At 51.1% G+C, this 26265-nt stretch carries 23 protein-coding genes; 3 read left to right on the plus strand and 20 right to left on the minus strand.

The genetic code is table 11. From position 1 onward, the window contains the following. Positions 1-27: 27 nt before the first annotated feature. The 14 genes from BLX24_RS16980 to BLX24_RS17045 all read right to left on the minus strand — a co-directional run bounded on the left by BLX24_RS16980 (position 28) and on the right by BLX24_RS17045 (position 17997). Positions 28-1353 (minus strand): flippase, encoded by a 1326-nt coding sequence (locus tag BLX24_RS16980; RefSeq protein ID WP_071504379.1) that lies wholly within the window; start codon positions 1351-1353, stop codon positions 28-30. A 61-nt stretch (positions 1354-1414) separates the two neighbouring features. After that, positions 1415-2239, minus strand: a complete 825-nt coding sequence (locus BLX24_RS16985; RefSeq protein ID WP_071504380.1) for a glycosyltransferase family 2 protein — start codon at positions 2237-2239, stop codon at positions 1415-1417. Continuing rightward, on the minus strand, positions 2239-3363 hold the full coding sequence (locus tag BLX24_RS16990) for a glycosyltransferase family 4 protein (RefSeq protein WP_083422028.1): 1125 nt from the start codon (positions 3361-3363) through the stop codon (positions 2239-2241). Before BLX24_RS16990 ends, BLX24_RS16985 begins: the two co-directional genes overlap by 1 nt. Before the next feature lie 74 nt (positions 3364-3437). Further along, positions 3438-4472, minus strand: a complete 1035-nt coding sequence (locus BLX24_RS16995) for a glycosyltransferase (protein ID WP_071504382.1) — start codon at positions 4470-4472, stop codon at positions 3438-3440. Next, positions 4469-5254: a glycosyltransferase family 2 protein gene (locus BLX24_RS17000; protein ID WP_071504383.1), complete on the minus strand. Its 786-nt coding sequence runs from the start codon at positions 5252-5254 to the stop codon at positions 4469-4471. Before BLX24_RS17000 ends, BLX24_RS16995 begins: the two co-directional genes overlap by 4 nt. After that, positions 5247-6536 carry an O-antigen ligase family protein gene (locus BLX24_RS17005; RefSeq protein WP_071504384.1) on the minus strand — a complete coding sequence of 430 codons (1290 nt, stop codon included), beginning with the start codon at positions 6534-6536 and terminating at the stop codon, positions 5247-5249. The genes BLX24_RS17000 and BLX24_RS17005 overlap by 8 nt, the downstream gene beginning before the upstream one ends. 4 nt (positions 6537-6540) lie before the next feature. Beyond that, a complete protein-coding gene (locus BLX24_RS17010; RefSeq protein WP_071504385.1) occupies positions 6541-7572 on the minus strand; it encodes a glycosyltransferase in 1032 nt (343 codons plus the stop codon). Then, on the minus strand, positions 7569-8810 hold the full coding sequence (locus tag BLX24_RS17015) for a glycosyltransferase family 4 protein (protein ID WP_071504386.1): 1242 nt from the start codon (positions 8808-8810) through the stop codon (positions 7569-7571). Before BLX24_RS17015 ends, BLX24_RS17010 begins: the two co-directional genes overlap by 4 nt. A gap of 8 nt (positions 8811-8818) precedes the next feature. Further along, entirely contained in the window at positions 8819-10162 is a 1344-nt protein-coding gene (locus BLX24_RS17020) for a nucleotide sugar dehydrogenase (protein WP_071504387.1), read from the minus strand. 29 nt (positions 10163-10191) lie between these two features. Further along, positions 10192-12198 carry an alginate lyase family protein gene (locus BLX24_RS17025; protein WP_071504388.1) on the minus strand — a complete coding sequence of 669 codons (2007 nt, stop codon included), beginning with the start codon at positions 12196-12198 and terminating at the stop codon, positions 10192-10194. 36 nt (positions 12199-12234) lie between these two features. Further along, the gene (asnB, locus tag BLX24_RS17030) at positions 12235-14091 is read right to left on the minus strand and encodes an asparagine synthase (glutamine-hydrolyzing) (RefSeq protein WP_071504389.1); all 1857 of its coding nucleotides are present in this window, start codon (positions 14089-14091) and stop codon (positions 12235-12237) included. A gap of 39 nt (positions 14092-14130) precedes the next feature. Beyond that, the gene (locus tag BLX24_RS17035) at positions 14131-14802 is read right to left on the minus strand and encodes a sugar transferase (protein WP_083422030.1); all 672 of its coding nucleotides are present in this window, start codon (positions 14800-14802) and stop codon (positions 14131-14133) included. A gap of 41 nt (positions 14803-14843) precedes the next feature. After that, positions 14844-17168 (minus strand): GumC family protein, encoded by a 2325-nt coding sequence (locus BLX24_RS17040; protein ID WP_071504390.1) that lies wholly within the window; start codon positions 17166-17168, stop codon positions 14844-14846. 25 nt (positions 17169-17193) lie between these two features. Beyond that, a complete protein-coding gene (locus BLX24_RS17045; protein WP_071504391.1) occupies positions 17194-17997 on the minus strand; it encodes a polysaccharide biosynthesis/export family protein in 804 nt (267 codons plus the stop codon). A 365-nt stretch (positions 17998-18362) separates the two neighbouring features. On the opposite strand from BLX24_RS17045, the gene BLX24_RS17050 reads away from it, so the two are divergent. Further along, on the plus strand, positions 18363-18821 hold the full coding sequence (locus BLX24_RS17050; protein WP_071504392.1) for a helix-turn-helix domain-containing protein: 459 nt from the start codon (positions 18363-18365) through the stop codon (positions 18819-18821). A gap of 234 nt (positions 18822-19055) precedes the next feature. Here the strand turns inward: BLX24_RS17050 and BLX24_RS17055 are convergent, their stop codons facing one another. From BLX24_RS17055 to BLX24_RS17070, 4 genes are all read right to left on the minus strand, one after another. Next, positions 19056-20630: a lytic transglycosylase domain-containing protein gene (locus BLX24_RS17055; protein ID WP_071504393.1), complete on the minus strand. Its 1575-nt coding sequence runs from the start codon at positions 20628-20630 to the stop codon at positions 19056-19058. Between the two features lie 52 nt (positions 20631-20682). After that, entirely contained in the window at positions 20683-22113 is a 1431-nt protein-coding gene (gene gatA / locus BLX24_RS17060) for an Asp-tRNA(Asn)/Glu-tRNA(Gln) amidotransferase subunit GatA (RefSeq protein WP_071504394.1), read from the minus strand. A 97-nt stretch (positions 22114-22210) separates the two neighbouring features. Then, positions 22211-22411 carry a Sec-independent protein translocase subunit TatA/TatB gene (locus BLX24_RS17065; RefSeq protein ID WP_071504395.1) on the minus strand — a complete coding sequence of 67 codons (201 nt, stop codon included), beginning with the start codon at positions 22409-22411 and terminating at the stop codon, positions 22211-22213. 111 nt (positions 22412-22522) lie between these two features. Then, entirely contained in the window at positions 22523-22966 is a 444-nt protein-coding gene (locus BLX24_RS17070) for a YkvA family protein (RefSeq protein WP_071504396.1), read from the minus strand. A gap of 232 nt (positions 22967-23198) precedes the next feature. On the opposite strand from BLX24_RS17070, the gene mdh reads away from it, so the two are divergent. After that, positions 23199-24140: a malate dehydrogenase gene (mdh, locus tag BLX24_RS17075; protein WP_071504397.1), complete on the plus strand. Its 942-nt coding sequence runs from the start codon at positions 23199-23201 to the stop codon at positions 24138-24140. Between the two features lie 209 nt (positions 24141-24349). Next, positions 24350-24694 (plus strand): hypothetical protein, encoded by a 345-nt coding sequence (locus tag BLX24_RS17080; RefSeq protein WP_071504398.1) that lies wholly within the window; start codon positions 24350-24352, stop codon positions 24692-24694. A gap of 108 nt (positions 24695-24802) precedes the next feature. Here BLX24_RS17080 and BLX24_RS17085 read toward each other — a convergent pair whose 3' ends face one another. Next, on the minus strand, positions 24803-25309 hold the full coding sequence (locus tag BLX24_RS17085) for a hypothetical protein (RefSeq protein ID WP_071504399.1): 507 nt from the start codon (positions 25307-25309) through the stop codon (positions 24803-24805). Between the two features lie 49 nt (positions 25310-25358). Continuing rightward, positions 25359-26195, minus strand: coding sequence for a rod shape-determining protein MreC (gene mreC / locus BLX24_RS17090; protein WP_071504400.1), 837 nt, complete (start codon positions 26193-26195; stop codon positions 25359-25361). Between the last annotated feature and the right edge of the window lie 70 nt (positions 26196-26265).

Raw genomic sequence — 26265 nt, forward strand, 5'->3', positions numbered from 1 at the left:
TTTCAGCCCGCCGACATGCGCTCACCGCTACACCACTTCCGGCTTTTGGCGCTGGAAAAGGGCACGGGTGGAACTGACGAGGTAATGCCAGTTCAGGTAACGGCCGTCAAGCAGCGAGATGGAGGCTCGTTTCAGGCTGATGTACAGACAGGTGCAGATGAATAACTCCATGAACACCAGCGAAAAAGCCGTACCGATGTAGCCAAACCAGTTGGCCATCGCGGCATTCAGCGTTACGCCGACAACGGCTGCCAGACAGGTGACCCGGAAAAAGGCCGCATCCATTTTCAGGTTAATCATGGTCTGAATCCCAAAAAACGAGTTGCAGTTGACGATAAATGGCTGGAAGGCCAGAATCCGCAGGACCAGTACCGCTGGCTCAAACTGCTCACCGTAGATGACATAGATCACCAGCGGACTCATCACAAAAATGCTCACGCTATAGACAAACGCGAAGGCAAATGAAAACGGAATCAGCCGCCGGACTACCTCAACCCCCTCGGCCTGGCTCCGCCCAAACGCCGCACCGATATACGGAAACAGCGTATTGTTGATCGGATAAAACAGCAGGGCCTGTGCCACGCCAATCAGCCGGTTGGCCGCCGTGTACTGCCCGACCTGCTCCGCATTCTGGAAAATACCGAGAATAACAATGCTGGTTGTGGTGTAGAGGTTCATGGTCACCTGCGTCATAAACACCGTTTTGCCCTCCCACAAAGACTCCCGCACTGATGGCCAGTCCCAGCCCCCGAGCCGGATATGGTACCGGACCAGCGCATACACAAACGCCCCGATACCCACCACAACCTGCGCCACACTCATCGCCAGCGGCTGCCAGAAATAATCGGTCTCCTGCCGCACCAGCAAGAGAATCACTACGGTAAAAATGACTTTCGACAGCAGGTTGAACAGAGCCAGCTGCCGCATGTGTTGCATGCCCTGAAACAGCCAGTTCGGCGTAATCACATAGGCAATCGTAATCAGGTACGAAAACAAAGCGACCCGTCCGTCGGCACGGAATCCGGGCATCAGCCAGTAGACCGCAAAGAATCCGGCGGTCGAGACAAGAAACAGAAGCAGCTTCGTATATAATACGGTGCTGAACAGCTGATTAATCTTTACCGGATCATGCTGGTACTGAGCCACCTGCCGCGTCGCGGTCAGATCAAAGCTGTAGTTGACAACCAGCGTAAAATAGGCAACAATAGCGGCGGCATAGTTGATGACTCCCAGTTTTTCGGGGCCTACAATCCGGGCAATGATCGGGAGGGTCAGCAGCGGCAACACCAGATTGGCTACCTGTACCCCTCCCGTCCAGGCAATATTTTGTATAATCGTCTTTTTATCAGACATGCAGTAAACCCACTTCGGTTATAGTCAGTATAGCGCGTTTTTTGACAGGCTTCCGGTCCTTTCAAGGCTTCGTCAGAACGGGTTTAGGCAAAGGGACGGAGGCTGTCGTCCCTTTTGCCTGCTCCTCCAGAAACCAGAGGTTAGCCCACTTCATAAAGCCATACAAGGCAAACAACACGCAGAGAATGAACCCGCGCGTGCCGTCACGATAGCCTTGTTTTCGTATATAGCGCACAAAAAAGTCCTTGAACGGCTGGTACGCTAACCGCCATTTCGAAAAGCGCATACCGTGTTCATAGTCATACCGGCTTTCGACATCAGCATAAAACCCAATGGTTTTCACGACGTATTTTTCAATGGTCGGATAGGCCAGATGGTAGTAGAAATAGCGTTTGTCGAGGTGCAGCGGCGCTTTTGCCAGTTCGGCCACCCGCAGAAAACCACGGTGTGCCCGCAATTCGGAGTCGTCGTAGGTTTCCAGATACAATGCTTTCCGGAAAAGCCGCACCTGCTCATAGAAAAAGCCGCCATGCTCTACGTAATCGCCGAAATAGAGGTTTTTCGACCACAGAAATACAGCATCGTATGCCTGCGTAATCACCTCCCGTATTTTATCTGCTGTTTGCGGCGCCATGCGCTCGTCAGCATCAAGAATCAGAATCCAGTCTCCCGTTGCTGCCGAAACAGCTGTATACCGGGCCAGCTCGGCTACCGGTTCTTTTTTGTGGTAAACGACCTTTGCCCCGAGCGATGTAGCAATAGCCACGGTCTGATCGGTACTGTACATGTCACAGATTACGACCTCCCCGGCCAGGTGGATGGCGCTCAGTATACAGTCAGCAATATCACTCTCGTTGTTATAGGTATTAATGACAAGACTCAGCATTACAGGTTGTTAACAGGTTTACCGGCCGCGTCAGCCTTAACGGCTTCCGGGGTCAGCAGGTGTTCATAAATACCCGCCAGTTGTGTAAAGACAGCGTCGGGGTAAAAGCCCCGGATCATACGTGCAGACTCACGGCCCATCATTTCGACCAGCCCGTCTTCGGTCAGCATACGCCTGATACAGGCATAGATGTCGTCACGGTCACCGGGCTCTACCAGAAAGCCGTTCTGATCGTGCACGACCATATCCGGTATGCCCCCGATCCGGGTAGAAATAACCGGCATTTCGTAGCTCATGGCTTCCAGGATTGACAACGGCAAGGCTTCGTTGTACGAAGGCAATGCAAATACATCCGACGCCAGCAGCAATTCCGTTTTCTTCGCCCCCGACACCCAGCCGGCAAACGTGACCATGTCTTCCAGTCCGTATTCCTGAATCGTTTGCTGCACCCGGTCGGTTTCGCCGTTTCCGCCAATCGTCAGGGTAATTCGGCCCGCCCATTCTTTTTTATGCGCATAAAAGACATCCAGCAGGTCGAAAATGCCTTTGCGTTCGCCGATCAGGCCCAGAAACAGCAACTTCAGCGGGCCTTTGCGCTGCCGGTTTACCGGTACATCCGGCGGGCTGACCACGTTCGGCAATACCATGACATGGGCTCGCGCAAATCGCCGGGTATAAAGCCGTTTCCAGCCTTCAGACAGACAAATGACCACATCGCTTCCTTCGACCATTTCGCGTACCCATCCCTGCACCCGCGACGAACGGCTCATGTAGAAATCCAGAAAACTGCCACTATGAATGTGGTAGATCACTTTACGGCTAAACAGCCCTTTTGCCGCCTTAAACAGGAGGTATTTCCGGTAAAAACTGCCTTCGGCCGCACCGTGTATATGGACAATTTCAATGTCCTTGTCCTGCCACAAACGCCAGCAAAACCGCGTGTACTGCACCGCGAAGTAAGGTATATACAGCAGTTTGTTTGTAAAAGGCCGATAAGAGGCAAGGCATTTAAACGGCTTGAAATAACGCGCATAAATGGCAATAACGCCCCCAATACCACCCCTGTTATGCACATGATGTGGCCCCGTCAGCAGCACATGCCTTGTCAGATGTTCGCTCAACATAGTGTCAGGTCTGATCTTTCTGTGATACGTTCATGATTGTTTTTTTATCGTTGATATAGGATAGAAGACTTTGGTTAATAAGACATTACGTACTGACGGGCGGTCTGCGTAATGCTGAACGCTTTGCGGGCATGTTCCTGGGCAAACCGGATTTTCTGCCGGCATGCTTCGGTTTCATACACCGCTTGTATGTGGGCAATCTGCCGGGCACAGGCGGCCGCATCACCCGCCGGAAAATGCCAGCCAAACACCCCTTGTTTAATAATCTCCATCGGCCCCTCAATATCGGATACCAGCACCGGCACACCGGCGGCCATGGCTTCCGCTACGGTCAGCCCGAACCCTTCATAGAGCGATGGCTGGACCAGCAGGTCATAGCTTCTGAACTGTGCATAGATAAACTCACGGCTGCGCAGGCCCAGAAACGAAACATATGGAGCAATGTCCAGCGAGCTGACCAGTTCCTTCAGGTAATCCAGCGAGTCGCCTTCGCCGATTATATCCAGCCGGAGCCGGCACATGCCTTGCTGATGTACCAGCATAGCCACTGCCTGTAGCAGGATATCCTGCCCTTTTTTGCTGTGCATTAGCCGGCCAATCTGAACGATCCGGAAAACCGGCGAGAACCGGTAAGGATCCCGCACCGGAATATGCCGGATATTAATACCGTTATGAATCACTACCGGTGCAACGGCCGTGCGCTGCCGCAAGTCGTTGGCCACCGCTTCAGAAATGGCAAACACCTTGTCGTATTTGCGGAAATACCGGTTCGGGTAGTTCACATCGTGCACGGTCAGGCAGGTAGAGTACCAGTGCGGCGTCAGCAGGCCGATAAGTTCATTGTTGTGGCAGTGGACCACCCACGGATCGAGCCGGTACAGCAGTCCGTTCAGTTTCAGCAACGTAATGGGATTCCGGCTGCCTGGCTTTCTGTTCAGACAGAATACCCGCACCCGCGTGTCGATTTCGTCAATCAGTGCCTGCTCATAAAAGTCATTAATGATGATCAGCGAAACTTCGTGCTGCTGACACTGCTCGTTCAGGATATCGATAAGCATGGTCTGCAAACCACCGGTTTCGAAGCTGAAGGTAAGATGGGCGATCTTCATCGGCGTATCAGGGTTTGTTTGACGAATGCTTTGAATGATTCGTAATACACATGCCGCACCGATGGTGACCAGCGCGATGCGCCGTGTCGCAGCAGGATCGTTTTGATGTCTGTCAGAAAACGATTGCCGCCCGTGGTTGTTTTGGTCGTTTCCCAGATCCGGAACGCCGACAACGGCCCGTCGGTAACAGCATAAATCGGTCCGCGTTCCAGCAACCGCAGCCATAAATCCAGATCCATACAGTACTGTACTGACTCATCGAGATAGTCGACAGCGCGTACCAGCGAAGTGGCATAGAACGACCCTTGCTGCACAATGTCGTAATTCCGGTGCAGCAAATGCGACCGGCCCGAAATCGGGATGTCCCGCCCGTCGAACACGCGGCCCTGCCGGTCGATCAGATCGGTTTGAGTACTGTAATAAATCGCACCATCCGGTTTTTGGCGGTAAAGTGCCACAATCCGCTCCACGCAGTCGGGATAGAGTACGTCGTCAGAATTAATCCAGCCGACCAGTTGCCCCTTCGCCAGCCGGAACCCCTTATTGATGGCATCCGACTGCCCGCGGTCTTTCTCCTGAATAAATACGTTGACCTGATGAGGCCCCGGCTGCTGCCGGTACTGCTCCACAACGGAACGCGTCTGATCGGTTGACCCACCGTCAACAATGATGTATTCGATGTTCGGATAGGTCTGGTTTAGTACCGACTGTATGGTCTCGCCAATGAACTCCCCCTGGTTAAACGAAGGAGTGACGATCGTAACCAAGGGTTGTTCAGGCATAGTTGTACACGTTTGGCTGTGACTTCGGTACGACTGCTTTTATCAAGTCAGCCGGTTGTTCTCTTGACCGGTACAGGTCAGGATGCAGCAGGCCGATGAAATAACTGATTGGAAAAAAGAGCTGGACAAATCCACCGGCTCCGTTGTAAACGTTGCCCCAGAAAAAGGGCACGAAGAACCAGAACACACACAGGCTCAGCATCGACCAATAGGCTCCCAGTGCATGTTTGTAGCATAGTACGGCCATTTGTCCGAACAACACATAAAAGATAAGGACAACCAGCAAGCCGCTTTGCAGGGCCAGACCAATGGTAGCCGAGTGCGGGTCGTTGAGTTCTTCGTCGAGGTCGGTCGTCGCTTTGTGGTCAGACTCCAGAAAACTTTTCGAACCATACCCCGTAACCGGCTGGCGTTCAATGCCCCGGATAGCATATTGCCAGATCCGCATCCGGAACTGAAAATCGCTTTCGGTATTGTAGTTGGTAGCCACCTTTTTGGCCAGCAGGCTCTTGCCGAGTAAAAAAGCCGGCAACAGCAGCAGGGCACAACCCGCAATTATGTATTTTGCCCGAGACGACAGATACGGAAAGGCCAGCAACACATAGGAGAGCCCTACCCCGCCCCAGGCACTCCGGCAATCGGTGTAGACCAGAAACACATTGGCAATCAGGAATAAGACACCATACCACACCTTGTCTTTCAAGGTATCGCTGGTCAGCAAAAGCCAGAGCGAAAACAATCCCCCTACGCCCAGCACCATGGCCGTGTGCGCATAGTACAGCATTCCGCCAAACCGGAGCATGTTATCGGTTGTGCGGTCCGGGAAAAGCACCAGCGGGCCGACTTTAGTCAGGTGGGTAAAGGTAGTTGCCGGTAAAAAGACAAATACCACAAACAAGACCACGAGCTGCATCACCTTCCGGAAATCAATGGCATAAGCCATGGCACAAAAGCCCAGAATGACCATGTAGCTCAGCATAATATTAAAGGCATTCCGCACCTGCGACGCCGCATCGTCGCGCCCCAGGCTTACCAGCAAGGCCGTCAGCAGAAACAGGCTCAGCCCTACCCTGAACCGGAAAAAGACCTGTAAATGACGCAGGTAGCCAAACCAGGCCATAACGCCAATCTGTACGGGCAGCACCACGGCAAAAAACAGCACATGGTTCGGGGCTTCGGCTTTCTGCACGCTCGAAATACCCTGCAAATCCCCGAAGTGGAACAGCAGCGCGGTCAGCAGCAGCCCCATAAACACCATCGTGTATGTCGTCCGGCTCATCATGCAGTTACTGTTTTTGATAGGTTTGTTTTTCCAGACAAGGCCGGATAACCTGCGCAAGCGCATGGGCAAATGCCTCGTCCGAATAATCACGGATCAGTTTATTATGGGCTTCCCGACCCATCTGCACCAGATCAAACTCACCGGTTTGCAGCTGGCGCAGAAGCAACGGAAGCTCTATCCGCATATCCGCCAGCAGAAAACCCGTCTGATTTTGGTCGATCAGCTCGGTCAGCACGTGGGTTTGGGTGGCAATCACGACCTTTTGAAAGGCCATGGCTTCGAGCACAAACGACTGTCCGGCCGCTCCGGTATCGTCTTTAACCGGCAGCAGACACGCCTGTGCGTGGGCTACCAGTTCCTTGAAGGCCTTACGGGGCAGGTCCCTGAAAACGGTGATATTAGCGTAGGTTTTACCCGCCGGCAGGTCGTGGTTCAGACTTGAGCCGCAAATCACCAGCTGCTCAGTACGGTGCGCAAAAGCCTGAATCAGAGCAGCATAATCGCGGTTGGTGTAGCCACCGGCAAAGAAATACGCCTTTGGCAGACGGCCGGTAAGGGGCGTGGCAACCGGCTTCTTTTCCGGCTGATACGGCAGCGGCGCATAGACCAGCCGGCTTTTTTTCAGGCCGAGCTTTTGCTGATAAAGCATTAGTTCATGCTGCGAAAACACCTGAATCATGTCCTGTTCGGTAAGCAGCATCCGGAACAGCATCCGGAACAGCGGAAAGTAGCGCGGGGCGTGCAGAAAAAAGCCGAAATAAATCAGCTTCCGGTACCGGATCAGCCCCAGCCGGTGCAGCAACAGCACCGATAAGGCCACATACGAATTGACAACGATGACCCCTGCCTGCTGTAAGGCCCGCCGCTGCCGGAACAGGTACCAGCTATCCCGGATAAAATCAAGCCCCAGCCCAACCTTTGATTTAATCGGGTTCCGTTCGCCCTGCTGCAACAGCATAATGCGAAAATCCAGCTCACGTAACGTCGTGACCAGCACCGGCGGAACACCTAAGGTTGGACTGATGAAGTAATTCATAGCTCGACAGAAACGGACGTTTTGGTTAGGGCCGTTACCGTTCTGTTCAGTACACGGCCATAGAAACGAAGCAGTTTGACCTGCTCATACTCCCACGATAATTCATTCAGCACACGGCGGTACCCATACTCACCCATCCGTTTCCGCTCTTCAGGGCGGTCGAGCAACCATTCGATGCGGTAGGCAAACTCGCTGACATTGTTGTGGCTGACATACAGCGAAGCCTCCTGTGCCGACACGCGGCCCTCCTTGAGATCATACTGCACAACCGGCTTTTTCAGCGCCATATATTCCATGATTTTGTTCATGGTCGACAAGTTGTTCAGGTCGCTGTATTTATCCGGATTCACACACACATCGGCGGTGTTCAGAATATCCACCATTTTTTCGTCGGGCACACGACCGTAAAAATCGACAAAGTCTGTGAGCCCCATTTGCTCCGACATAGCTTTCAGGCTTTCCAGGCTGGTCCCTCCGCCGACGATGGCAAACTGCACATCCTGCCGGCGACGGGTCAGGATTTCGATGGATTGCAGCAGCAGGTCGATGCCTTCCTGCTCGCCCATCGTGCCCAGATAACCAACCAGATATTGGCGGCCTTTGCGGTAAGCCGGATTGCCGGACGTCAGCCGGAGCCGGTCAAGTTTAGGCCCGCTCCGGATCACCTGTACCTTGTTGGGGTCCATTTTTCCCCGCCGGATCGCAATCTCTTTATACGACTCATTGGTGGCGATACTGAAATTGGCGGTCTTGAAGGTCAGCCGTTCGAGCAGTACCATCAGGCGGTAAAACAAATCTTTCCGGCCAAACTTGGCGATATACAGTTCAGGGTTAATATCATGATGATCAAACACATACTTCACCCCGAACGGTTTAAACAAGGCTGCTACCAGGAAAATCAGATCAGGCGGGTTACAGCCGTGAATGACATGGAAACGCTTTCTGGCAAATACTTTTATAGCCAGAATGGTCCACCAGAACAGCGCCGAGCTATATTCAAAAAGATAGCCAAGTGCCCCGTCTGCCTCGGTTGCCAGCGGATGCCGGTAAATATCAATACCTTCCAGATGCTCAAAACGCCTGGTATATCCTTTCATGATGGGCGAGATAATACTGACCTCCGCTCCTGCTTCACGCAGGGTCGTTGCCTCCTGCCACACGCGCCGGTCGAAGGGTACGGGCAGGTTCTCAACAATGATCAGTATATGCTTCCCGGAAAAATCAGCCTGAGTAGTCATTCCGTTATCTAATAGGTTTGCACTTCAGCCTCAACCGGTGTCAATGACCAGTTAATGCCTATGTATTCGTTACTTGGATTCGGCAGTTTCGGTAAGCGTACCAGGTCAACCACCACTTTATTATTGACAGACGACACCAGATCCGCAAACTCGGCTTCGGGTGTGCAGACAACCAGTACATCACATGATTCAATGAGCTGACGACCGCTCGTAGCCAGCAGCTGCGACAGGTGTGGAATGTGCTGATCGATAAAGGCTTTGTTGGTTCCCGTCAGCTTCGACATGTTAATATTCCGGTCGTAGATCATCAGTGAGCACCCTTTTCCGAGCAGCGATTCGGCCAGAGCCACAGCCGGGCTGTTACGCAGATCGTCGGTACCGGCCTTGAAGCCAAGGCCCAGAAAGCCAATGCGGCGGTGTACATACTGCATCAGCGTACCGATGGCCCGCTGCATCTGAATGTCGTTGGTGAGGTGAATGCTGTTGATGACCGGCACCGACACATACATATCGTGCGCCAGCATCTGCAGGCCTTTCAGGTCTTTGGGCAGACAGGAGCCCCCGTAGGCAAAGCCCGGTTTGAAGTAGTATTTCGAAATATTCAGCTGGGTATCTTTACAGAAAATGTCCATGACCGCATGCGAATCCAGTCCCATGGCCGAACAGATATTTCCGACTTCGTTGGCAAACGAAATTTTCAGCGCGTGGAAGGTATTGTTCACGTACTTCATCAGTTCTGCGATCTGAATCTCCGTCACAATAATTTCGGCAGGCAGAGCGTCATACAAACTACGCATCATCAGCGTTGCCTGCTCCGATTGTGAGCCAAGCAATGTCAACGGCGGGTTGAAATAGTCGCGCACGGCCGAGCCTTCCCGCAGGAATTCGGGATTACTCACCACCGCAAAATCCACATTGCGCAGTTTATCCGTCCGTTGCTCAATCAGAGTAGCGATTTTGTCGCAGGTGCCGGGCATAACGGTCGAACGGACCGCAATGACGTGGAACGAGTTTTTTTCGCGTAACACCTCCGCAAAGTGATCGGCTACGTTAAAAATATACCGCAGGTTCAGGTGCCCTTTAGCCGTCGACGGCGTTCCTACGGCAACAATGGATATATCCGTATCCAGGATAGCTTCCCGGTAATCGCTTGTTGCCCGGATACGGCCTTGCTCAGATTGTTCGGCGATGATTCCACTGATGTCGCGTTCAACAATCGTAGCACGCCCCTGGTTAATCTGATCAATTTTGGTCTGATCGACATCGACCCCGATGACCTGATGTCCGTTCCGGGCCAGACACCCGAGACTGACACAGCCAACATAACCTAATCCAAAAACACTAATCTTCATTGCTTTAGGGGTTAACGTTTGTTAATGAACTAAATGGTGAGTATTTGAATGACACTTTGTAAATCAATGGTTTCGCCGGCCGGTACGGTGGTCACAGACCGGATAACCGAGGTGGGCTGCTTCCGGTAGAACCGGTCGGAGAACCAGCCTAACGGCTCCGGTTCGGTTTCGCCCCGGTGGATCGTTGTTTTCAGTGACGGCAGCAGGTCGATACGAACCAGCCGGTCGGGACAGTTCAGTTGCAGCAGCTCAAAATGATTGTCGGCCAGCTGGGTCACAAACACATCGGGGTGCAGGTGAAACATCAGCTCAACCTGCCGGTCCTGCGTACCGTAGTTTACGATCCGGTCGCTGACCAGCAGCCGGTCTTCGCTCTTATCAAAATGCAGGGCGCGCTCATGACGGCACGCCAGCCGCTCGTATCCTGTATGCGTCGCCGTAACTTCGTCGGCCCACTCTCCCGACTGCACCCGGGTAACGGAGGTCTGGTAATGGTTCAGCCACAGCAATGCCCCGCCCTGAAATGCCTGATTCTGCCCGTCAATGCAAATAGTGTTGTGCGCCCGCGTACTGACAAAGTAGTTGCGCCAAGCCGATTCAGTATGGTAAGTATAAGTGCCGGGGTCAACAAAAAACGGGCACCCGTCGATATGCAGGCAGAACGACAGCGCATCCGCATGGCCATGGGCCGCGATCGACAGAAAGCCGAGCGGAGCCGCATCAAAGTAGACGTAGATTTCCCGCCCTGCTGACTCTTGTTTGCGTAGAATGAAGTGGCCTTCTTCCGTATAAAAACCGCTCCCCAGCTGCACATTTACCGACGGCAGTTCGTCAAACTGCTCCTGCCCCTCCATGCCAAACAGCAGGTAGTTTTTCAGATCGAATACCTGGCCGGTGCCCGGCTCCATGGCATGTGCACACTGCTTAAAGAATGAATCAAAAAACAATACGGCCGACGATGTCAGAATAGACCGGAAGTTGAGGTTAGCATCCAGGTTATCCAGCACCACCACGCGCCCGTTGTCCTGATCACCGTAGTTGGGCAGACTGCCGCAACAATCGAGGAGTACCGAAATATAAATGGCAATTTGCCGGAGCTGATCGGTATAGGCAAAAGAAAAGGCGTTGTTGGTCCGGAGTCCGACCACGTAGGCAATCAGGAAAAAGTCGGTAATAAACTGAATGTAAGTCGCTGTCTGCTCCAGATTAATGCCCCGGCGGTGCTGTAGCTGGATCTCCCGTTCGAGCCCTGCCTTGGCGTATTTTGTCCATTCATCGGATTCCGGAAACTGCCAGAACGAACCGGCAATAAACAGGCCCGCATATTCGGCGATCAGGTGGTTGTTGGCCGATGAATAATAAGACGGGTTTTCACGGCTATAAACGCAGTGCTGATAAATGAGCGGGACCCAACACCGTTCGACAAACCGGCTGAAAGCAGGATTCTTTTTTACTAATTGACTCGCATTGAGAATATTCCAGCAAAAAAACCAGTTAATCAGCCGTAGATTCACTTCGATATTGCTGTACCAGTTAACGCCCACCAGATACGGGTTTTCCTGTGCCCATGACTCAATCAGCTCCATTAGCCGCGCCAGCAGACCAGGGCTTTCCGAGCGGCGGTAAGCGAGTGCCAGAGCGGGTAAAAACGGCATCCGGTTCACCTCCCAGACATATTTGGCGTTACCTGCCTCGCCGGTCCGGATATCAATATCCTTGGCGTAGGTTAGCGGAAACCGGCGGCCGGTCGATAAATCCAGATGCCAGTCGACCGTTTGGGTCAGGTCCACTTTATGATTGAAGATGGGAGCCTGTAGCGGCGGCAGGTTCGTAAACTGGCCGAGATTGTCGGTAAACAGAATCGAGGCCGGTAGTTTCGCGAGCCGGATAACAGGTTGCCAGTTCATGTGCGAACGATCCGAGCGTTTCTGAACATACTGCCGCAGCCTGAAGCCAACTTCAGGTAACGACATTGTCCGGAAGCGATAATAGAACCAGCGATATCTGGTCATGTTATCTTTTTTCTCGTTCGTCATTGTAAGTGCCGTATCCGTATACAAACCAGTCAGAGGTTAAGCATGCTGCCGTTCAAAGCTGGCAAACCAGCTGTCGAGCGACATAAGGGTAAATAATTGTTTTTCACGATTATAGCCGCGCACCTGATGGTCGTCGAAGAACCGCGCTACGGCTTTGGTATTGATATGACCGGTCAGGGCCGAGTCTTGTCCGGTCAGCTGGTGGCGGTAATCTGCCCCGACGGCTCCTTTCAGCCAGCGCTCAGCCGGCGAACCAAACCCTTTCTTTTTACGGTGTGTAATGGTTTTATCGAGAATCGACTCTGCATAGGCCTTGTGGATAATTTTCGTTTTCCGGAAATCCAGCTTATAGTAATAGGGCAGGCTGTCGATAAAATCAACCAGGTCATTATCCAGAAAAGGCACCCGGGCTTCGATCCCGAAGTGCATCGAAATCTTGTCGGTATAGTTGAGCAGGTCGTCCGACAGATTCATGTGCATGTCGTTGCGCATCATGGCCTCCACCGGATGCGTCCGCTCGCTGCCACCCATCAGGTCGTAGTAGTAGCGGATATAGTCCTGCGAACGGCTGGCCGGAATGCCCGTCAGTTCTTCAATTTCTTCGTTGGTAAAAATGGCATATGACTCATCGAACCGCCGGATCGGGTCAGATTCCTGCCAGGCCGATAAGGCGCGGCGCACGGTTTCTTTTTCCTGAAATCCCGGGATCTGCAACAGTGCCGAAGCCAGCTTCCGGGCAAAGGGCAGGCGGGCGTAAATCAGCTCGCTTTTATACCGGAAATACCCGCCCAGAGGTTCGTCAGCGCCCTGGCCGGTCAGCACCACTTTCAGGTGCGGCGCCACGGCCTGACAGAGGTAGTACATCGGAATAGCCGAAATGGTAGCCGACGGCTCCTCAATAATGTCTACCACCCTTGGCAGCACCGACTGAAAATCGGCCGCTGATACGCGCGTAATGATATGATCGGCCCCGATAAACTGTGCGGTATAGGCGGCATGTCCGGTTTCATCCTGCTCGTGGTCTTCCGTGTAGCCTACCGTAAAAGCCTTGATACGGCCGGGATAGTGTTTAGCCGCCAGATGGGCCACAATCGCCGAATCGACCCCGCCGCTGAGCAGCACGCCGATCTCCACATCGGCCATGAGCTGCCGTTTTACCGCAGCTTCGGCCAGCCGGCCATACTCTTCAACCGCATCGCGGAACGAAATGGACGGGATCAGGCTGGTTTGCCGCCTGACAAACGGCATAATCGTACTGCTGGCCGAGGTTCTGGCGCCCAGCGTGAACGTAATGACATGCCCGGGACGAACCTTATGCACCTTACTCCAGAGCGTGTCCGGAGCCGGGTTATAGCGCAGGCGCAACAAGACCGCCAATGCATCCTGATTGAGTTCCGGAGAGACCTTATCGACAATCGGGCGCAGTTCCGACGAAAACAACAGGGTGTTACGGCTCCGGTAATAGTACAAAGGCTTTACCCCGAACCGGTCACGGGCCAGCCATAACTGCCGGCTTTGGGTATCCAGGAAGGCTATGGCAAAAATGCCGTTCAGCTTTGCCAGTCCGTCAAGGCCATACCGGATGAGATAATAGAGTACGGTCTCCGTATCCGAATGCCCCCGAAACGCTACTTCCGGCAATTGTCGGCGGAGCTCCTGATGGTTGTAAATTTCGCCGTTGAACACAAGATAGTAGCGGCCACAGGCAGAGGCCATCGGTTGAGCGCCGGCCGGACTCAGATCGACAATCGACAACCGGCGGTGTCCCAGCCATACCTGATCGTCATCCACCGTCAGTTGATGGAGCGCTGCGGCATCAGGTCCGCGATGCGCGATCCGGTCCAGATCGGCTTCTGTCAACGGAATGTTTATGCTACCGAGAATACCACACATATCGTTTGTTCTTTAATCGGTTATTTACCTGCCTGTTGATCAATGCGCCTTTTTATCGCCTGCCAGCATTTTCTTCACCGTCCAGGCGCAAATCCGTAAGTCAAACCAGAGCGACCGGCGGCTAATGTAAAAGCGGTCGTAGCGCACGCGGTGTTCCATCTCAATCAGCTGTGAGGTCAGACCGCGATTGCCGCGAACCTGTGCCAGCCCCGTAATACCCGGGGTAACCTGATACCGGAGCGGGTAGTTTTTCAGCCGGAACCAGAACTGTGCGTCGTGGTTTACTGCATGCGGCCTCGGCCCCACAATACTCATCTGGCCTAGCAATACATTGATAAACTGGGGCATCTCATCCAGATTGGTCCGTCGTAAAAAGCTGCCGATCCAGGTTACACGCGGGTCATTCCTGACTGCCTGACTAAAATGCGCCTGTTTGTCGTAATACATTGTCCGGAACTTTAGACACCGGAAAGGCTGCCCGTTCCGCCCCGACCGGAGCTGCACGAAAATAACCGGCCCTGCCGATGTCAATCGTATCATCAGTCCGGCCAGCGGAATCATCCATGACAGCATAAAGACAATGACCAGCAACGAAAACAGCAGGTCGAACAGACGTTTCTTCCGGCTTAATCTCGGCGCAGGCGTTAGCAAATCCACCCTTTTCGAGGACAGATTATGCTTCGTGGGCGCAGAGGTAGAATATGACATCATCGTTTGTTAATGGTTGGTATTCCGACACGGTATTGCGTGCCTTACCCATGGTTATTCGTTTCATTTTCAAGAAACTGACCCGTATCGGGCAGTTCTGTTTTATAGGCGTACCGATACGGAAGGCTATTGTCAAAGCCGTTCAGGACCAGATGTAAATTCGGGAAACGGCGTTCATACTGCAGCTTGTCCAGTATTGGCAGCTGTGCTTTTGGCGTCACGCCTTTACGAACTACCAGCAGGCTGGTGTCTGCGCAGTAAGCCAGTAATTTGGCATCCGTAAAGAAGCTGATTGGCGGTGAGTCTACCACGATGTGCGAAAAGCGACGGCGCAGTTCCTGAAACAACTGCCCCAGACCGGCCTGCGCCAGCAGTTCGGCCGGATCGGCAACCGGCATACCACTCGTAATCACCCAATACTGGTAGTTATATCCGGTTACCGGCTGCATGATGTCGTCGAGCGTGGCGCGGCCCGCCAGGTAGTCTGAAATACCAGGCTTGCTTTCGGCATTCAGGGCTTTGTGGGCTCTTGGCTTCCGTAAATCCATTTCGAGCAGAATCGTCGGCTGATTGGTCAGCGCAAAACTGGCCGCCAGATTCATTGAGATAAACGACTTGCCTTCACCACTAATCCCGGACGTAACCAGCACTACCTGCGCCATATGCGGACTTACCCGGATATGCTGTACATCAGTCCGCAGCATTTTAAACTGCTCAATAATCTGCGACTGGGTACGGGGCGTCACAACGAGCGGTTGTTTTTCACGGCTTTTGACAATCTCCCCGATCACCGGCACACGGGTTACCCCTTCGATCTCGCGGCGCTGCTGAACCTGGTTATTCATCATATCTCTCAGAATCAGCACCCCCATCGGAATCACGAACCCAACCAACCCGAAAATCAGGAAAATGATCAGTTTTTTGGGTTTTACCGGGTCAGGCGTGCTATGGGCCACGTCGACCATGATGTTTTGAGATACCTCGGCAGCATACGACAGCGCCGTCTCCTCCCGTTTCTGAAGCAGGTAGGTATACTGACTGTTCTTAATGGCCTGTTGCCGCGTAATGTCCAGCAAGGTCCGTTCCTTACCCGGCACCGTCCGGATCTGGCCTTCGGTCCGGTTGTTGGTCTTCACCAGCGCGCTTTGCGTCGATTGAAGCGCCTGCTTATTATTCTGAATATTCTCATTGATCCCGGTCCGGGTAGCACGGATCTGGTCATCCAGTGTTTCGATCAGCGGATGCTCTTCCGGAGTAGTCCGCAGCAACTGATCCCGCTGCATTTCCAGATCGCTGAGTTTCGTTACCAGATTCAGCAGTACCGGATCATTCAGACCCATAGTAGCCGGTGCGACTCCCCGCTGATTTGCTTTCGAACCAACATAGCGCTCCACATCCCGCAGGGCTCCCAGCTGGATACTTACTTCGTTAAGCTGGGCGTCATTCTGTTGCACCTGCTGCAGGAACGATTGCGCCTGAGCGTTCAGGTCCGTGATTCCCTCGGTCCGCTTATACGATTCCACCCCCTTTTCGGCCTGATTGAGTTCCTGTGAAAGTGAAGCCAGCCGGTCGTCCAGAAATTTGAGTGCATTCTGTGCCAGCCGGTTTTTATCGGCCACAACCGCCAGGTTGTATTCCTGAACAAGCTCATTCAGGATCTGCTCTCCCCGCTCAGGTACCGTATCTTCGAGGGTCAGCATGACAACCGTCGATGCCTTGTTGGTTGGCTCAACGGTCAGGGTATTGATGTAGTTAGCGACCACATATGGCAGCGGTGTTACCTGCACATACAACTCCGTACCCGGCAAAACCGGGCGTACGGTCTGGATCCGCAACTGGCCGTACGGCGTTGAAACGGACTGGTTGAGCGGATAAGACACCTCATCGATCTCAACGGTCTGCTCTGAGGTAAAAACCAGATGTATTTTGTCTTCATACAACAACTCACCCGGCTTTTCCACGATCAGCTCAATAGGCGATTTACCGTACAGATCTTTCTTTTTGAAGGCATCTTTCCGGAAATAGGTGACACCCAGATTGAGCTTACTGACTACTTTATTCATCAGCCGGAACGAATGCAGGATTTCAATCTCGTTCTCAACCACCTTTGAGGGAACAAAGCTTGGCTCATCTTTCAGGATGCTTTGTTCTTCAACGCCTTTTTTCTCATCCTTAATCAGGACACTCGCCTGAATTTTATAGACGGGCTGCTGCCGGTAGACATACGCGAATGCCAGTCCCAGACACACGATAATCGAGCCCACAAACCATTTCCACTGCCTTACATAGCGCCGGAGTGCCATTTGCACCACAGCCCTGTCGGCCTCGTAAGCCGTGTAAGGATCGTATGTTGACGTTGTTTTTGACATAAGCAAGTATAGGGGACGGACTCTGTTATCGCCGGATAATGATCGCTAGTAAAGACAGGGTGCTCGCCAGTGCCGGAATAAGCATGTACCATCGGTCGGCACTGGTGATACGGGCCTTACCAGGCTCCACGTAAATGGTATCGTTTGGCCGCAAATAGAAATAAGGTGACCGGAACAAGTCCCGTCGTGTCATGTCGATGCGGATAAAGCTGCGCTGCCCGTTTTGTTCGCGTATGAGGAGCACATTATCGCGGCGGCCGTAAATCGTCACATCGCCGGCCAGGCTAAGGGCTTCGAGCAACGTGATGTGGTCGTCCGGAATAGTAAAAAGAGAGGGCCGGGCCACTTCACCCAACACCGAAATGCGGAAGCTCTGGTTACGGATACTTACTGTTGGTTCGCGCAGGTATTTTTTTAAGCGTTCCCGGATTGTGCCGGCCGCCTGCGAAACAGTTTGATTCCGCACGTCAATTTTACCAATCAGCGGCATTTCAATTGTTCCTTCCGGATCAACTAAATAGCCGACAGCCGGTGGCAGCGGATTTGTACCGGTAAACTGGTACGCTGTTTTATTTTCTGTACCTGAATTTGTATACGGATTAAAGAAATCAGCGGCTTCAGGATTTAAACTACTAACCTGAATTGATAAAACATCTCCGGTCCGGATCGTTAAGGGTGCCTGCTCTACAATAGCTTGTGTACTATTTGAGAAACTATCTTTCTGAAAATACACCAACTCTTTAGCCGATGTACATCCGGTAAATACACCAACCAGAAATACGCCAACTGTTAATTTTAAAACGACAATAATTTGTTGATAAATACGCATAATAATTACTTATGGTACAGTATTTGCTTAGTTAAGGTTAAGTAGAGTCAAAATTGGTAAACCAAATTAATATTTAATTTTACCAAGAATAGATATCACTATACCACTAATTAACCAGCAAACGGATAACTCTTGCACAGTTATTGCATAAAGTCTATCAATGCACATTCTTGCAGACATTTAGCAACTGATATTTTAATTTTCCTAATAAGTTTAGACTCTCTTGGCGTAAAAAGTAACAGGAGGTTTATACATATTTTTCAAAAATTAACAATGTCATTCATATGTTACTCTCTATATAGAAAGCCTAACAAGCTAAGTATAAGCAACATAATCCTTAAATTAACCTTGTCGTATTATTGCTTATGAAGTACAATTCTGCAATCAAAGAAAGCGTCGATGAGCTGTTAGCAATTGAAAAACAACAGCGGCAGGCACGGTTGAGAGACAGGATTCGTTTCCTGAGATTCCTCAAGGAAGGAAGGGCACAAACACAGCAGCAGGCTGGCGAACAACTTGGATTATCCTTAAGACAAAGCCAGCGGTTATGGCAAACATACCGGCAAGAAGGCATAGAAAAACTTTTGCAGACCGGCTATCAGCACGGATTTGGTAAACTAAGCACGCATCAGCTTAGTGAACTTAAACAATGGCTGACAACGCCACCCCATAAAAAGCTGAGTCAGATCCAGACCTATATAAAAGAACGCTGGCAAATTGATTATACAATTGCCGGTCTGAGCTTGCTTTTTAAACGAATGAAAATAAAATATAAGCCTGCCCGAATGGGCAAAATGAAGGAGAATATTGAACCACAATATTAGTATTTCCTACTCAAAACACACTGAAATACCAATTGTTTTCTGAGTAAAAATACGCCTTAATCAGTTAATTTGTACGCAACAAAAAAGCGTATTAATTACTGATTGATAGATATATCCTATATAATTAATACGGGCTTATTTACGATCTAAACGAAGAAGCCCGTATTTAATCCTTATTATTCATGATTTGGAGAGGCTCTCCAAATCATGTTGCGCTGCTGACCAAAAAATTGTCTAACCAATAATCAGCCGTTGACCGGGCCGCAAGCTATTTCCCCGGATCTTATTTTTTTTCTTTAATTGCTCTACTGTCAATCCGTTATAGCGCTGTACAATATTCCACAGGGTATCACCATGCTGAACGGTATGGTATTTGGGTTTACGTACCTTATCCGGAACCGCTTTCTTACCGGCTTTCTCCGTTCCCTGGTCTGCCAGTTGCTCAAGCCGCGTTTCTGCCGCTTCACGGTACACAATCAGCCGTTGTCCGGATTTCACCTGTGAGCTGCGCAGTTTGTTCCACTGTTTTACGTCATAGACATCGACACCATAGCGCTCTGCAATCCGGGCCAGTACTTCTCCCCGCTTCACCACATGCGTAATCTTCTGCGGTTTCCGGACAATCACCTCGTCTATATCATCGGTCTGGTTATCAGGATTGTCAAAAACGCTGACGGACGCATCTGCCGATGCCAGCAATTTTGATTCGGCAAGCAGCGGGCTCGTATCGCGCATGAGCCGGACTGAGTCGGCCGCCTGCTTCTGCTCTTCTGCATCAGCAAACAGCACATTGACCATCATCCCCGGCGTATGCGCAGATGAATCCATAATGGCCGCACGGTTCGCGATGATGTAATGATGCCTGCCACTGGGTACACGCAACGGGAATTGTCGTGTATGCGCCGGTAAAACTGTATTAACAATCTGAGGATTCAGTTTTTGAATATCTTCCAGCTGCAGCCCGCTGTAATAGGCAAACCGTGGCAGATCAACGTAGTTATTAATGTGGATTGTATCGTGGGGGATTACGTATTCCGGATGTTCGGCCACAATACCATGATCATCGGCATAGTTCATCAGGTACGTAAACGCGATAAACTGCGGGACATACGAACGCGTTTCTTTGGGCAAATGGTCGTATACCGTCCAGAATGAATTACCACCCGACCGGCGCATAGCCCGTTTTACGGTGCCGGGGCCACTGTTATAAGCCGCCAGCGCCAGGTGCCAGTCACCGAAAATCCGATACAACGACTTCAGGTACCGGCAAGCGGCTTCGGTTGCCTTCATTGGCTCCATCCGCTCATCGATAAACTCATCCTGATACAGGCTCATGTCGCGGCCGGTTGCCGGCATAAACTGCCAGAGTCCGACGGCGCCCACCCGCGAGACCGCCCGCGGGTTCAGCCCGGACTCGACTATGGACAGGTATTTCAGTTCGTCGGGAAGGCCATACTTCGCCAGCATCTTTTCGTACATCGGGAAATAGACATCCCGCCGTTCGAGCATGGTCCGCGTGTAGCTTGGCTTCCGGAATGTAAAGTAGTCAATGTAGCTTTGTACCGCGCTGTGATAGGGTAAGGCGATACTTTTTTCCAGTTTTGGCAATCGCTCCTGTATCAATGCCGGTGAAATGGTTGGCAAATTCACCACCTCCTCCACAATCAGGGTATCAGTCGCCGTAGTGTCGGTCTGCACCACAAAGGCAACCGGATGAACACCGGCAGTACCGGACGTACTTGTCAGTACCAGACCCAGCGCACACCCAACTCCACACATCTTCAACAGGCTATGAGTCATTTTTTTCATCTGCCAGAACACAAACAGGTTAATTACTACATTGGTTTATAAGCAATCCGGCCTATGCCGGGCTATTGGTCAATTCTTTTGCAAAGGCCACCAGTTTGCCTTCTTCAAATGGCGCTCCCAGCACCTGAATACCTATCGGGAGCCCCGCTTCATCCGTACCATTGGGTACGGCAATCGCCGGATAACCGACAACATTAGCCTGCACCGTAAAAATATCGGCCAGATACATTTGCAGCGGATCGGCGGTCTTTTCGCCCAACCGGAAAGCCGGAGAAGGTGTCGTCGGTGATACTAAAAAGTCATATTTGGTAAATAACTCCTCAGTTTCTTCACGGATTAATCGCCGCACCTGTTGTGCTTTGGTATAATACGCATCGTAGTAGCTGGCACTCAGTGCGAAGGTACCCAACAGAATTCGCCGGCGGACTTCAGCCCCGAAGCCTTCCGTACGGCTTTGTTTGTAGAGTGCGATCAGGTCTGTTACGCCCTGTGCGCGGTGGCCATAGCGCACACCGTCGAACCGTGAGAGGTTCGAGCTGGCCTCGGCTGTTGTCAGGATATAGTACGTTGGTAACAGATGCGGAAGGTTTTTCAGCTCAACCGGCTCAACGATGTGGCCTGCCGCCCGTAGCGCATCCAGTTTTTGCCGGGTAGCCTTACGGATCGATTCGTCAACGCCTTCGCTGTCGACGCCGTCTTTCAGATAGGCGATCCGCAGAGGCCGGTCTGGTAAAGTAGCACTGGCATAGGCAGACACCGGTTTGGCCGACACGGTACTGTCATAGGCATCAGCGCCGGCCATTACTTCGAGCAACAGGGCTGCATCGTGCGGAGTATTGGCAATGGGTCCGATACAATCAAACGAAGAAGCATAGGCAATTAAACCCCAGCGGCTGATCCGGCCATAAGTTGGTTTCAGCCCTACGACACCGCAGAAGGCGGCCGGCTGACGGACAGAACCGCCGGTATCGGAACCAATCGAGGCAAGGCACAACCCTGCCTGTACGGCAACTGCCGACCCTCCCGATGACCCCCCGGGCACACGCTCCGGATCGGCCGCATTACGTACCGGCCCGAACGCCGAACTTTCGTTGGATGAACCCATGGCAAATTCATCGCAGTTTTGCCGGCCAATAACAATTACGTCCTCGGCGAGCAACCGCTGAACAGCCGTTCCGGTAAACTGAGCCGTGAAGCCATCCAGAATAGCACTACCGGCCCGGACAGCATGATCCTGGTAGCAGAGTACATCTTTGAGACCGATCACCATACCAAAAAGTTTGCCGGTCGGCTCACCGGCGGCAGCTTTGCGGTCTAAGGCATCGGCCCGTTGACGGGCTTCTTCGGCATACACCTCCGTAAAGGCATTCAGATGCCCGAATTCATGAATACGATCAAGGTATTGGTCAACCAATTGGCGGCACGTTAAGGTGCCACGCTGTAAATCGGCCTGAACGGCGGTAAAGGAGCGGTAAATGGTCACGGTATAATAATGACCGTAGGGTTAGCGTCCTACGCTACGGAGCATAGGCTACATAGCGTAGGACGCTAACCCTACGATAAATGAGCATTAGGTTAATTTATTTCGATTCTTTCAGGCCGTCTTCGATGTTATCACGGACTTCCTTAGTAGCATCTTTAAATTCACGAATGCCACGACCAAGGCCACGCGCCAGTTCCGGCAGTTTTTTTGCGCCAAAGAACAGCAACAGTGCCAGGAAAATTAATAACATTTCCTGCCCACCCAGACCCATAAAAGCTAAGATCGATGCGAAAGTCATATTCGTTTCGGATTATAATGTATGCAAAAATATAAAAGTAATTTGTAATACTCTATTAAAACACGGTGAAAATAGTTAACTACTCACTGACCCTCACCGGTTACCGGAATTCTACCCGATAGGGATGATTTCCTTCTTGTTAACGGCCTGAGTGGTCTCCCAGGCGCGGAATTTCTCGATATCATCCCGGATCGCACTGATCAGCCAGACCACCAGTGCAATGTCATCGGTGATTCCTACAATCGGGAGCAGATCCGGTATGAAATCAATGGGTGAAACGAAATAAATCAACACGGCAATTACCCGGATTAATGTTTTCCAGGGAATCTCGCGATATTGACCCGATGCATATGACTTCAGCATGCGGCTCAGCAAGCCGATGTGCTCACGGAATACCTGCATCTTGTCGCCGGTCAGCCCGCCGCTCTTCTGCAGGGCCTCACGAATCAGGTTTAACAGACTGCTACTGTTCCGGGCATAGCGAACGGCTTTGGAGTTTGCCTGCCGGAAGAAAATCGAACTTAGAACACGTTTTAAGAGTGAATCCTTAGCCATGACTTAATATACGTTTATCTGTAGGATGGTGGATTTGATGATTGGTTTAACAATCAGTCAAGCGTATAACAAATTTTGTTCGCATTTATTTCAAAAACCGAGTGAGTTGTCCATTAAATTTATGCCGGTGTCTATAGTCATTAACCAAAGAATATGAGCAAGGCGTTGGTTTCAAAAAAACTACACTCGTATTTTTGCCCTGATCTTTTTCATTCTCTTAATCCGATTTTATATGAAAATTACCGTAGTAGGTGCCGGAGCCGTTGGTGCAACCTGTGCTGATAATATTGCCCGCCGTGAGTTAGCCGAAGAAGTAGTGCTGCTTGACATCAAAGAAGGACTTAGTGAAGGCAAGGCGCTGGATATGTTCCAGACGGCGGCCCTTTGTGGTTTCGATACGAAAATTGTTGGCTCTACAAACGATTACTCAAAAACAGCCGGTTCTGATGTAGTTGTGATTACATCCGGGCTACCGCGTAAACCGGGTATGACCCGTGAAGAACTGATCGGTACAAATGCCAACATCGTTAAGGGGGTGACCGAGAACATCCTGAAATATTCACCAGATACCATCATCATTATCGTATCGAACCCGATGGATACGATGACGTATCTGTCGCTGAAGACATCAGGCCTGTCTAAAAACCGGATCATTGGTATGGGGGGCATTCTTGACTCGGCCCGCTTCAAGACCTACTTATCGCTGGCAATGGATTGCCCGCCGAACGACATTCACGGTACGGTAGTTGGCGGCCACGGTGATACAACAATGATTCCGTTAACCCGTCTGGCAACGCGCAACGGCGTACCGGTAAGTCAGTTCCTGGACGCCGAAACGCTGCAGAAAGTGGCTGCTGATACAATGGTTGGCGGCGCAACACTGACGAAGCTGATCGGCACATCGGCCTGGTATGCTCCGGGTGCGGCAGTAGCGGCATTGGTCGAAAGCATTGTCCGCGACCAAAAACACATTTTCCCTTGCTGTGTATCGCTTGACGGCGAATACGGGCAGTCAGACATTTGTCTTGGTGTACCGGTCGTGATCGGCCGCAGCGGCTGGGAGCAGATCATTGATTACAAGCTCAATGAAGAGGAGCAGGCGGCTTTTAACAAATCGGCGGATGCCGTCCGTAGTATGAACAGTGTATTGAGCACGCTTGATCTGGGGATCTAAGGTCCGCATTTATACTGATTCTGAACGGCCCCGTCAGGTATATCTGACGGGGCCGTTCCTGTTTAAATACAATTTTACACTTCAGCCCACCTTTTTGTCCATTCATCACTAAAAACCTACTTTCCAACACATTACTCTATATAGGACAAGCTTTTCCGCATTACTTTTACAACATCAAACAACAACGAATATAAAAAAACAACAATACGATGAAAACGTTAATGACTATTTTTGCGCTTGGTACAGCCGGTTTATTTGGCATTTATGCCATCGGACAATCTGAATCAAACGCTCCGGCAACAAAAGCCAAAACAATTGAACAACAGCTTGCAGAAACGGTTTCACCGGCTTTACTGGAAAAAATGAACGAAGATGACCTGATTATACGTTTTCACGTAGACGCAGACAAACAAATTGCGCGTGTTAATGTTAAAGGTAAAAATCCGGCCGTGAATGCACAACTGATGCAGGAACTGAAAGGAAAGGCATTGACTGGTAAGGGGATAGATACTGAATCGACATACGAAGCACGTTTTCGGCTGAAAACTGCATAAAATAAAGACTTTTGGCGTTAAAGAGCCAGATACATACTTTTTTAAGTAAGGGTTAAATTGGGTTAAGGGGAAAGCATTTGGTCGGGGATGACTAAATGCTTTTTTGTTTTAGTTGCGTGTGAAAAACTGAATCAGTACAATGCAGATGGTCGTAAAAAGAGTACTGGCGGCAATCCGGATCAACGTTGGTACCAAAAGTGTAAGGCTGCTGGCTTCAATCGTAAATAAAGTGGTATGATGAATAAGTGCCAGCAGGATTGTATAACGGAAGAATTTGTTAAACCCTAACTCGTTCAGCGATAACACCTGACGTTGTTCCTGTCCCGGTAAATCGACCTGGGTTCGCAAAATAAGCGGCCGCACATAAGCAATAAGCACCGTTGCCGCTGCGTGCATTCCGAGTGTATTGTAAAATGTATCAACAATAACCCCCGTAAAGAAACTGATTAGCAGAAAAGCCGAACGATTAATCTGTGGCGGCAGCAGCAGAATGCCGGCGATGTAGACAAAGCAAAACGCGTAATCAAATAAAACGACATTCCGCAAAATGAGAATCTGCAGAAGCAGGTAGAGCAAAAAGAGAAATACAAGATTAGTGATTTCGCGGAGCGTCATTGTCGTTATCAGGCAGCGAATCATCATCCGGAGACCGGATCAGGATGCACTATTTTTCATTTTCAATTTGTTTTTCAAGCTGTTCCTGTTCCTGGCGCAACTTATTGTTCACTACATAAACAAAAGACAAGTTGCTGAAATTTGTCGACAGGTCAATCGTAATATCGTGAAACGTCATATTGGGCTGCACGCCGATTGTCCGGACACGACCAACCAGAATACCCGGCGGAAACACTGAGTTGTGTTCGGAGGTCACGACAGAGTCGCCCTTGTAGACCGGCTTATAGCGCGAAATATCCAGTAATTTCATCTGATGCGGATCCACACCATCCCATTTTGCCGTACCAATATCAGCCGCACGAATTAACTTCGACGACACACGGAACTCTGAGTGCAGAATGGATGTCACGACCGAAAAGTTGGCACTACACAGCTTTACACGGCCAACAACGCCGGTCGGCGAAATGACCCCCATACCCGGCTGGATGCCGTCATCAGTCCCTTTATCAATGGTGATATAGTTATTGGCATACTGGGTCGTATTGTTCGTCACTTTAGCGACCTTATACGCAAACCGGTTTGCAAAGACCGTATCAGCCTGGTAGGCGGTGGGCGCTACCGGATGCCCCTGCTGTAGCCGGGTCAGTTCCTCGTGCAGCTTACGGTTTTCCGCCGCCAGTTCGGCATTGACATCCCGCAAACGGGTGTATGCCTGCACACTGTTCGACCAGGTCAGCATCTGTGCCGCATACGCATTGGAGGTATTGAAGAAGCTGGCACTCCAATAGTTGTTGGTGTTGATGATGAAGTAAAAGCAGATCACTTCAAGCAACAAAAACAGAATAAAATTGCGGCTTCTGACGATAAACTCGACTAATTCTCCCATTGACTAGTCAAATGGATAACAACTGATGGGCAATGGCGACAAACGGATAAACGCGTCTGCGACCATTGCC

Origin of the sequence: Arsenicibacter rosenii (assembly GCF_001870735.1) — a bacterium.
Lineage (GTDB): Bacteria > Bacteroidota > Bacteroidia > Cytophagales > Spirosomataceae > Arsenicibacter > Arsenicibacter rosenii.

Coding starts and splice junctions, on each gene's coding strand:
- BLX24_RS16985 (WP_071504380.1), bottom strand. CDS start 2,239: ATGCTGAGTCTTGTCATTAATACCTATAACAACGAGAGTGATATTGCT.
- BLX24_RS17025 (WP_071504388.1), bottom strand. CDS start 12,198: ATGACGAACGAGAAAAAAGATAACATGACCAGATATCGCTGGTTCTAT.
- BLX24_RS17065 (WP_071504395.1), bottom strand. CDS start 22,411: ATGACTTTCGCATCGATCTTAGCTTTTATGGGTCTGGGTGGGCAGGAA.
- BLX24_RS17040 (WP_071504390.1), bottom strand. CDS start 17,168: ATGTCAAAAACAACGTCAACATACGATCCTTACACGGCTTACGAGGCC.
- asnB (WP_071504389.1), bottom strand. CDS start 14,091: ATGTGTGGTATTCTCGGTAGCATAAACATTCCGTTGACAGAAGCCGAT.
- BLX24_RS17050 (WP_071504392.1), top strand. CDS start 18,363: ATGAAGTACAATTCTGCAATCAAAGAAAGCGTCGATGAGCTGTTAGCA.
- BLX24_RS17015 (WP_071504386.1), bottom strand. CDS start 8,810: ATGACTACTCAGGCTGATTTTTCCGGGAAGCATATACTGATCATTGTT.
- BLX24_RS17000 (WP_071504383.1), bottom strand. CDS start 5,254: ATGCCTGAACAACCCTTGGTTACGATCGTCACTCCTTCGTTTAACCAG.
- BLX24_RS16995 (WP_071504382.1), bottom strand. CDS start 4,472: ATGAAGATCGCCCATCTTACCTTCAGCTTCGAAACCGGTGGTTTGCAG.
- BLX24_RS17080 (WP_071504398.1), top strand. CDS start 24,350: ATGAAAACGTTAATGACTATTTTTGCGCTTGGTACAGCCGGTTTATTT.
- BLX24_RS17020 (WP_071504387.1), bottom strand. CDS start 10,162: ATGAAGATTAGTGTTTTTGGATTAGGTTATGTTGGCTGTGTCAGTCTC.
- BLX24_RS17005 (WP_071504384.1), bottom strand. CDS start 6,536: ATGATGAGCCGGACGACATACACGATGGTGTTTATGGGGCTGCTGCTG.
- BLX24_RS17070 (WP_071504396.1), bottom strand. CDS start 22,966: ATGGCTAAGGATTCACTCTTAAAACGTGTTCTAAGTTCGATTTTCTTC.
- BLX24_RS17085 (WP_071504399.1), bottom strand. CDS start 25,309: ATGACGCTCCGCGAAATCACTAATCTTGTATTTCTCTTTTTGCTCTAC.
- mdh (WP_071504397.1), top strand. CDS start 23,199: ATGAAAATTACCGTAGTAGGTGCCGGAGCCGTTGGTGCAACCTGTGCT.
- BLX24_RS16980 (WP_071504379.1), bottom strand. CDS start 1,353: ATGTCTGATAAAAAGACGATTATACAAAATATTGCCTGGACGGGAGGG.
- BLX24_RS17055 (WP_071504393.1), bottom strand. CDS start 20,630: ATGAAAAAAATGACTCATAGCCTGTTGAAGATGTGTGGAGTTGGGTGT.
- BLX24_RS17035 (WP_083422030.1), bottom strand. CDS start 14,802: ATGATGTCATATTCTACCTCTGCGCCCACGAAGCATAATCTGTCCTCG.
- BLX24_RS17010 (WP_071504385.1), bottom strand. CDS start 7,572: ATGAATTACTTCATCAGTCCAACCTTAGGTGTTCCGCCGGTGCTGGTC.
- mreC (WP_071504400.1), bottom strand. CDS start 26,195: ATGGGAGAATTAGTCGAGTTTATCGTCAGAAGCCGCAATTTTATTCTG.
- BLX24_RS17045 (WP_071504391.1), bottom strand. CDS start 17,997: ATGCGTATTTATCAACAAATTATTGTCGTTTTAAAATTAACAGTTGGC.
- BLX24_RS16990 (WP_083422028.1), bottom strand. CDS start 3,363: ATGTTGAGCGAACATCTGACAAGGCATGTGCTGCTGACGGGGCCACAT.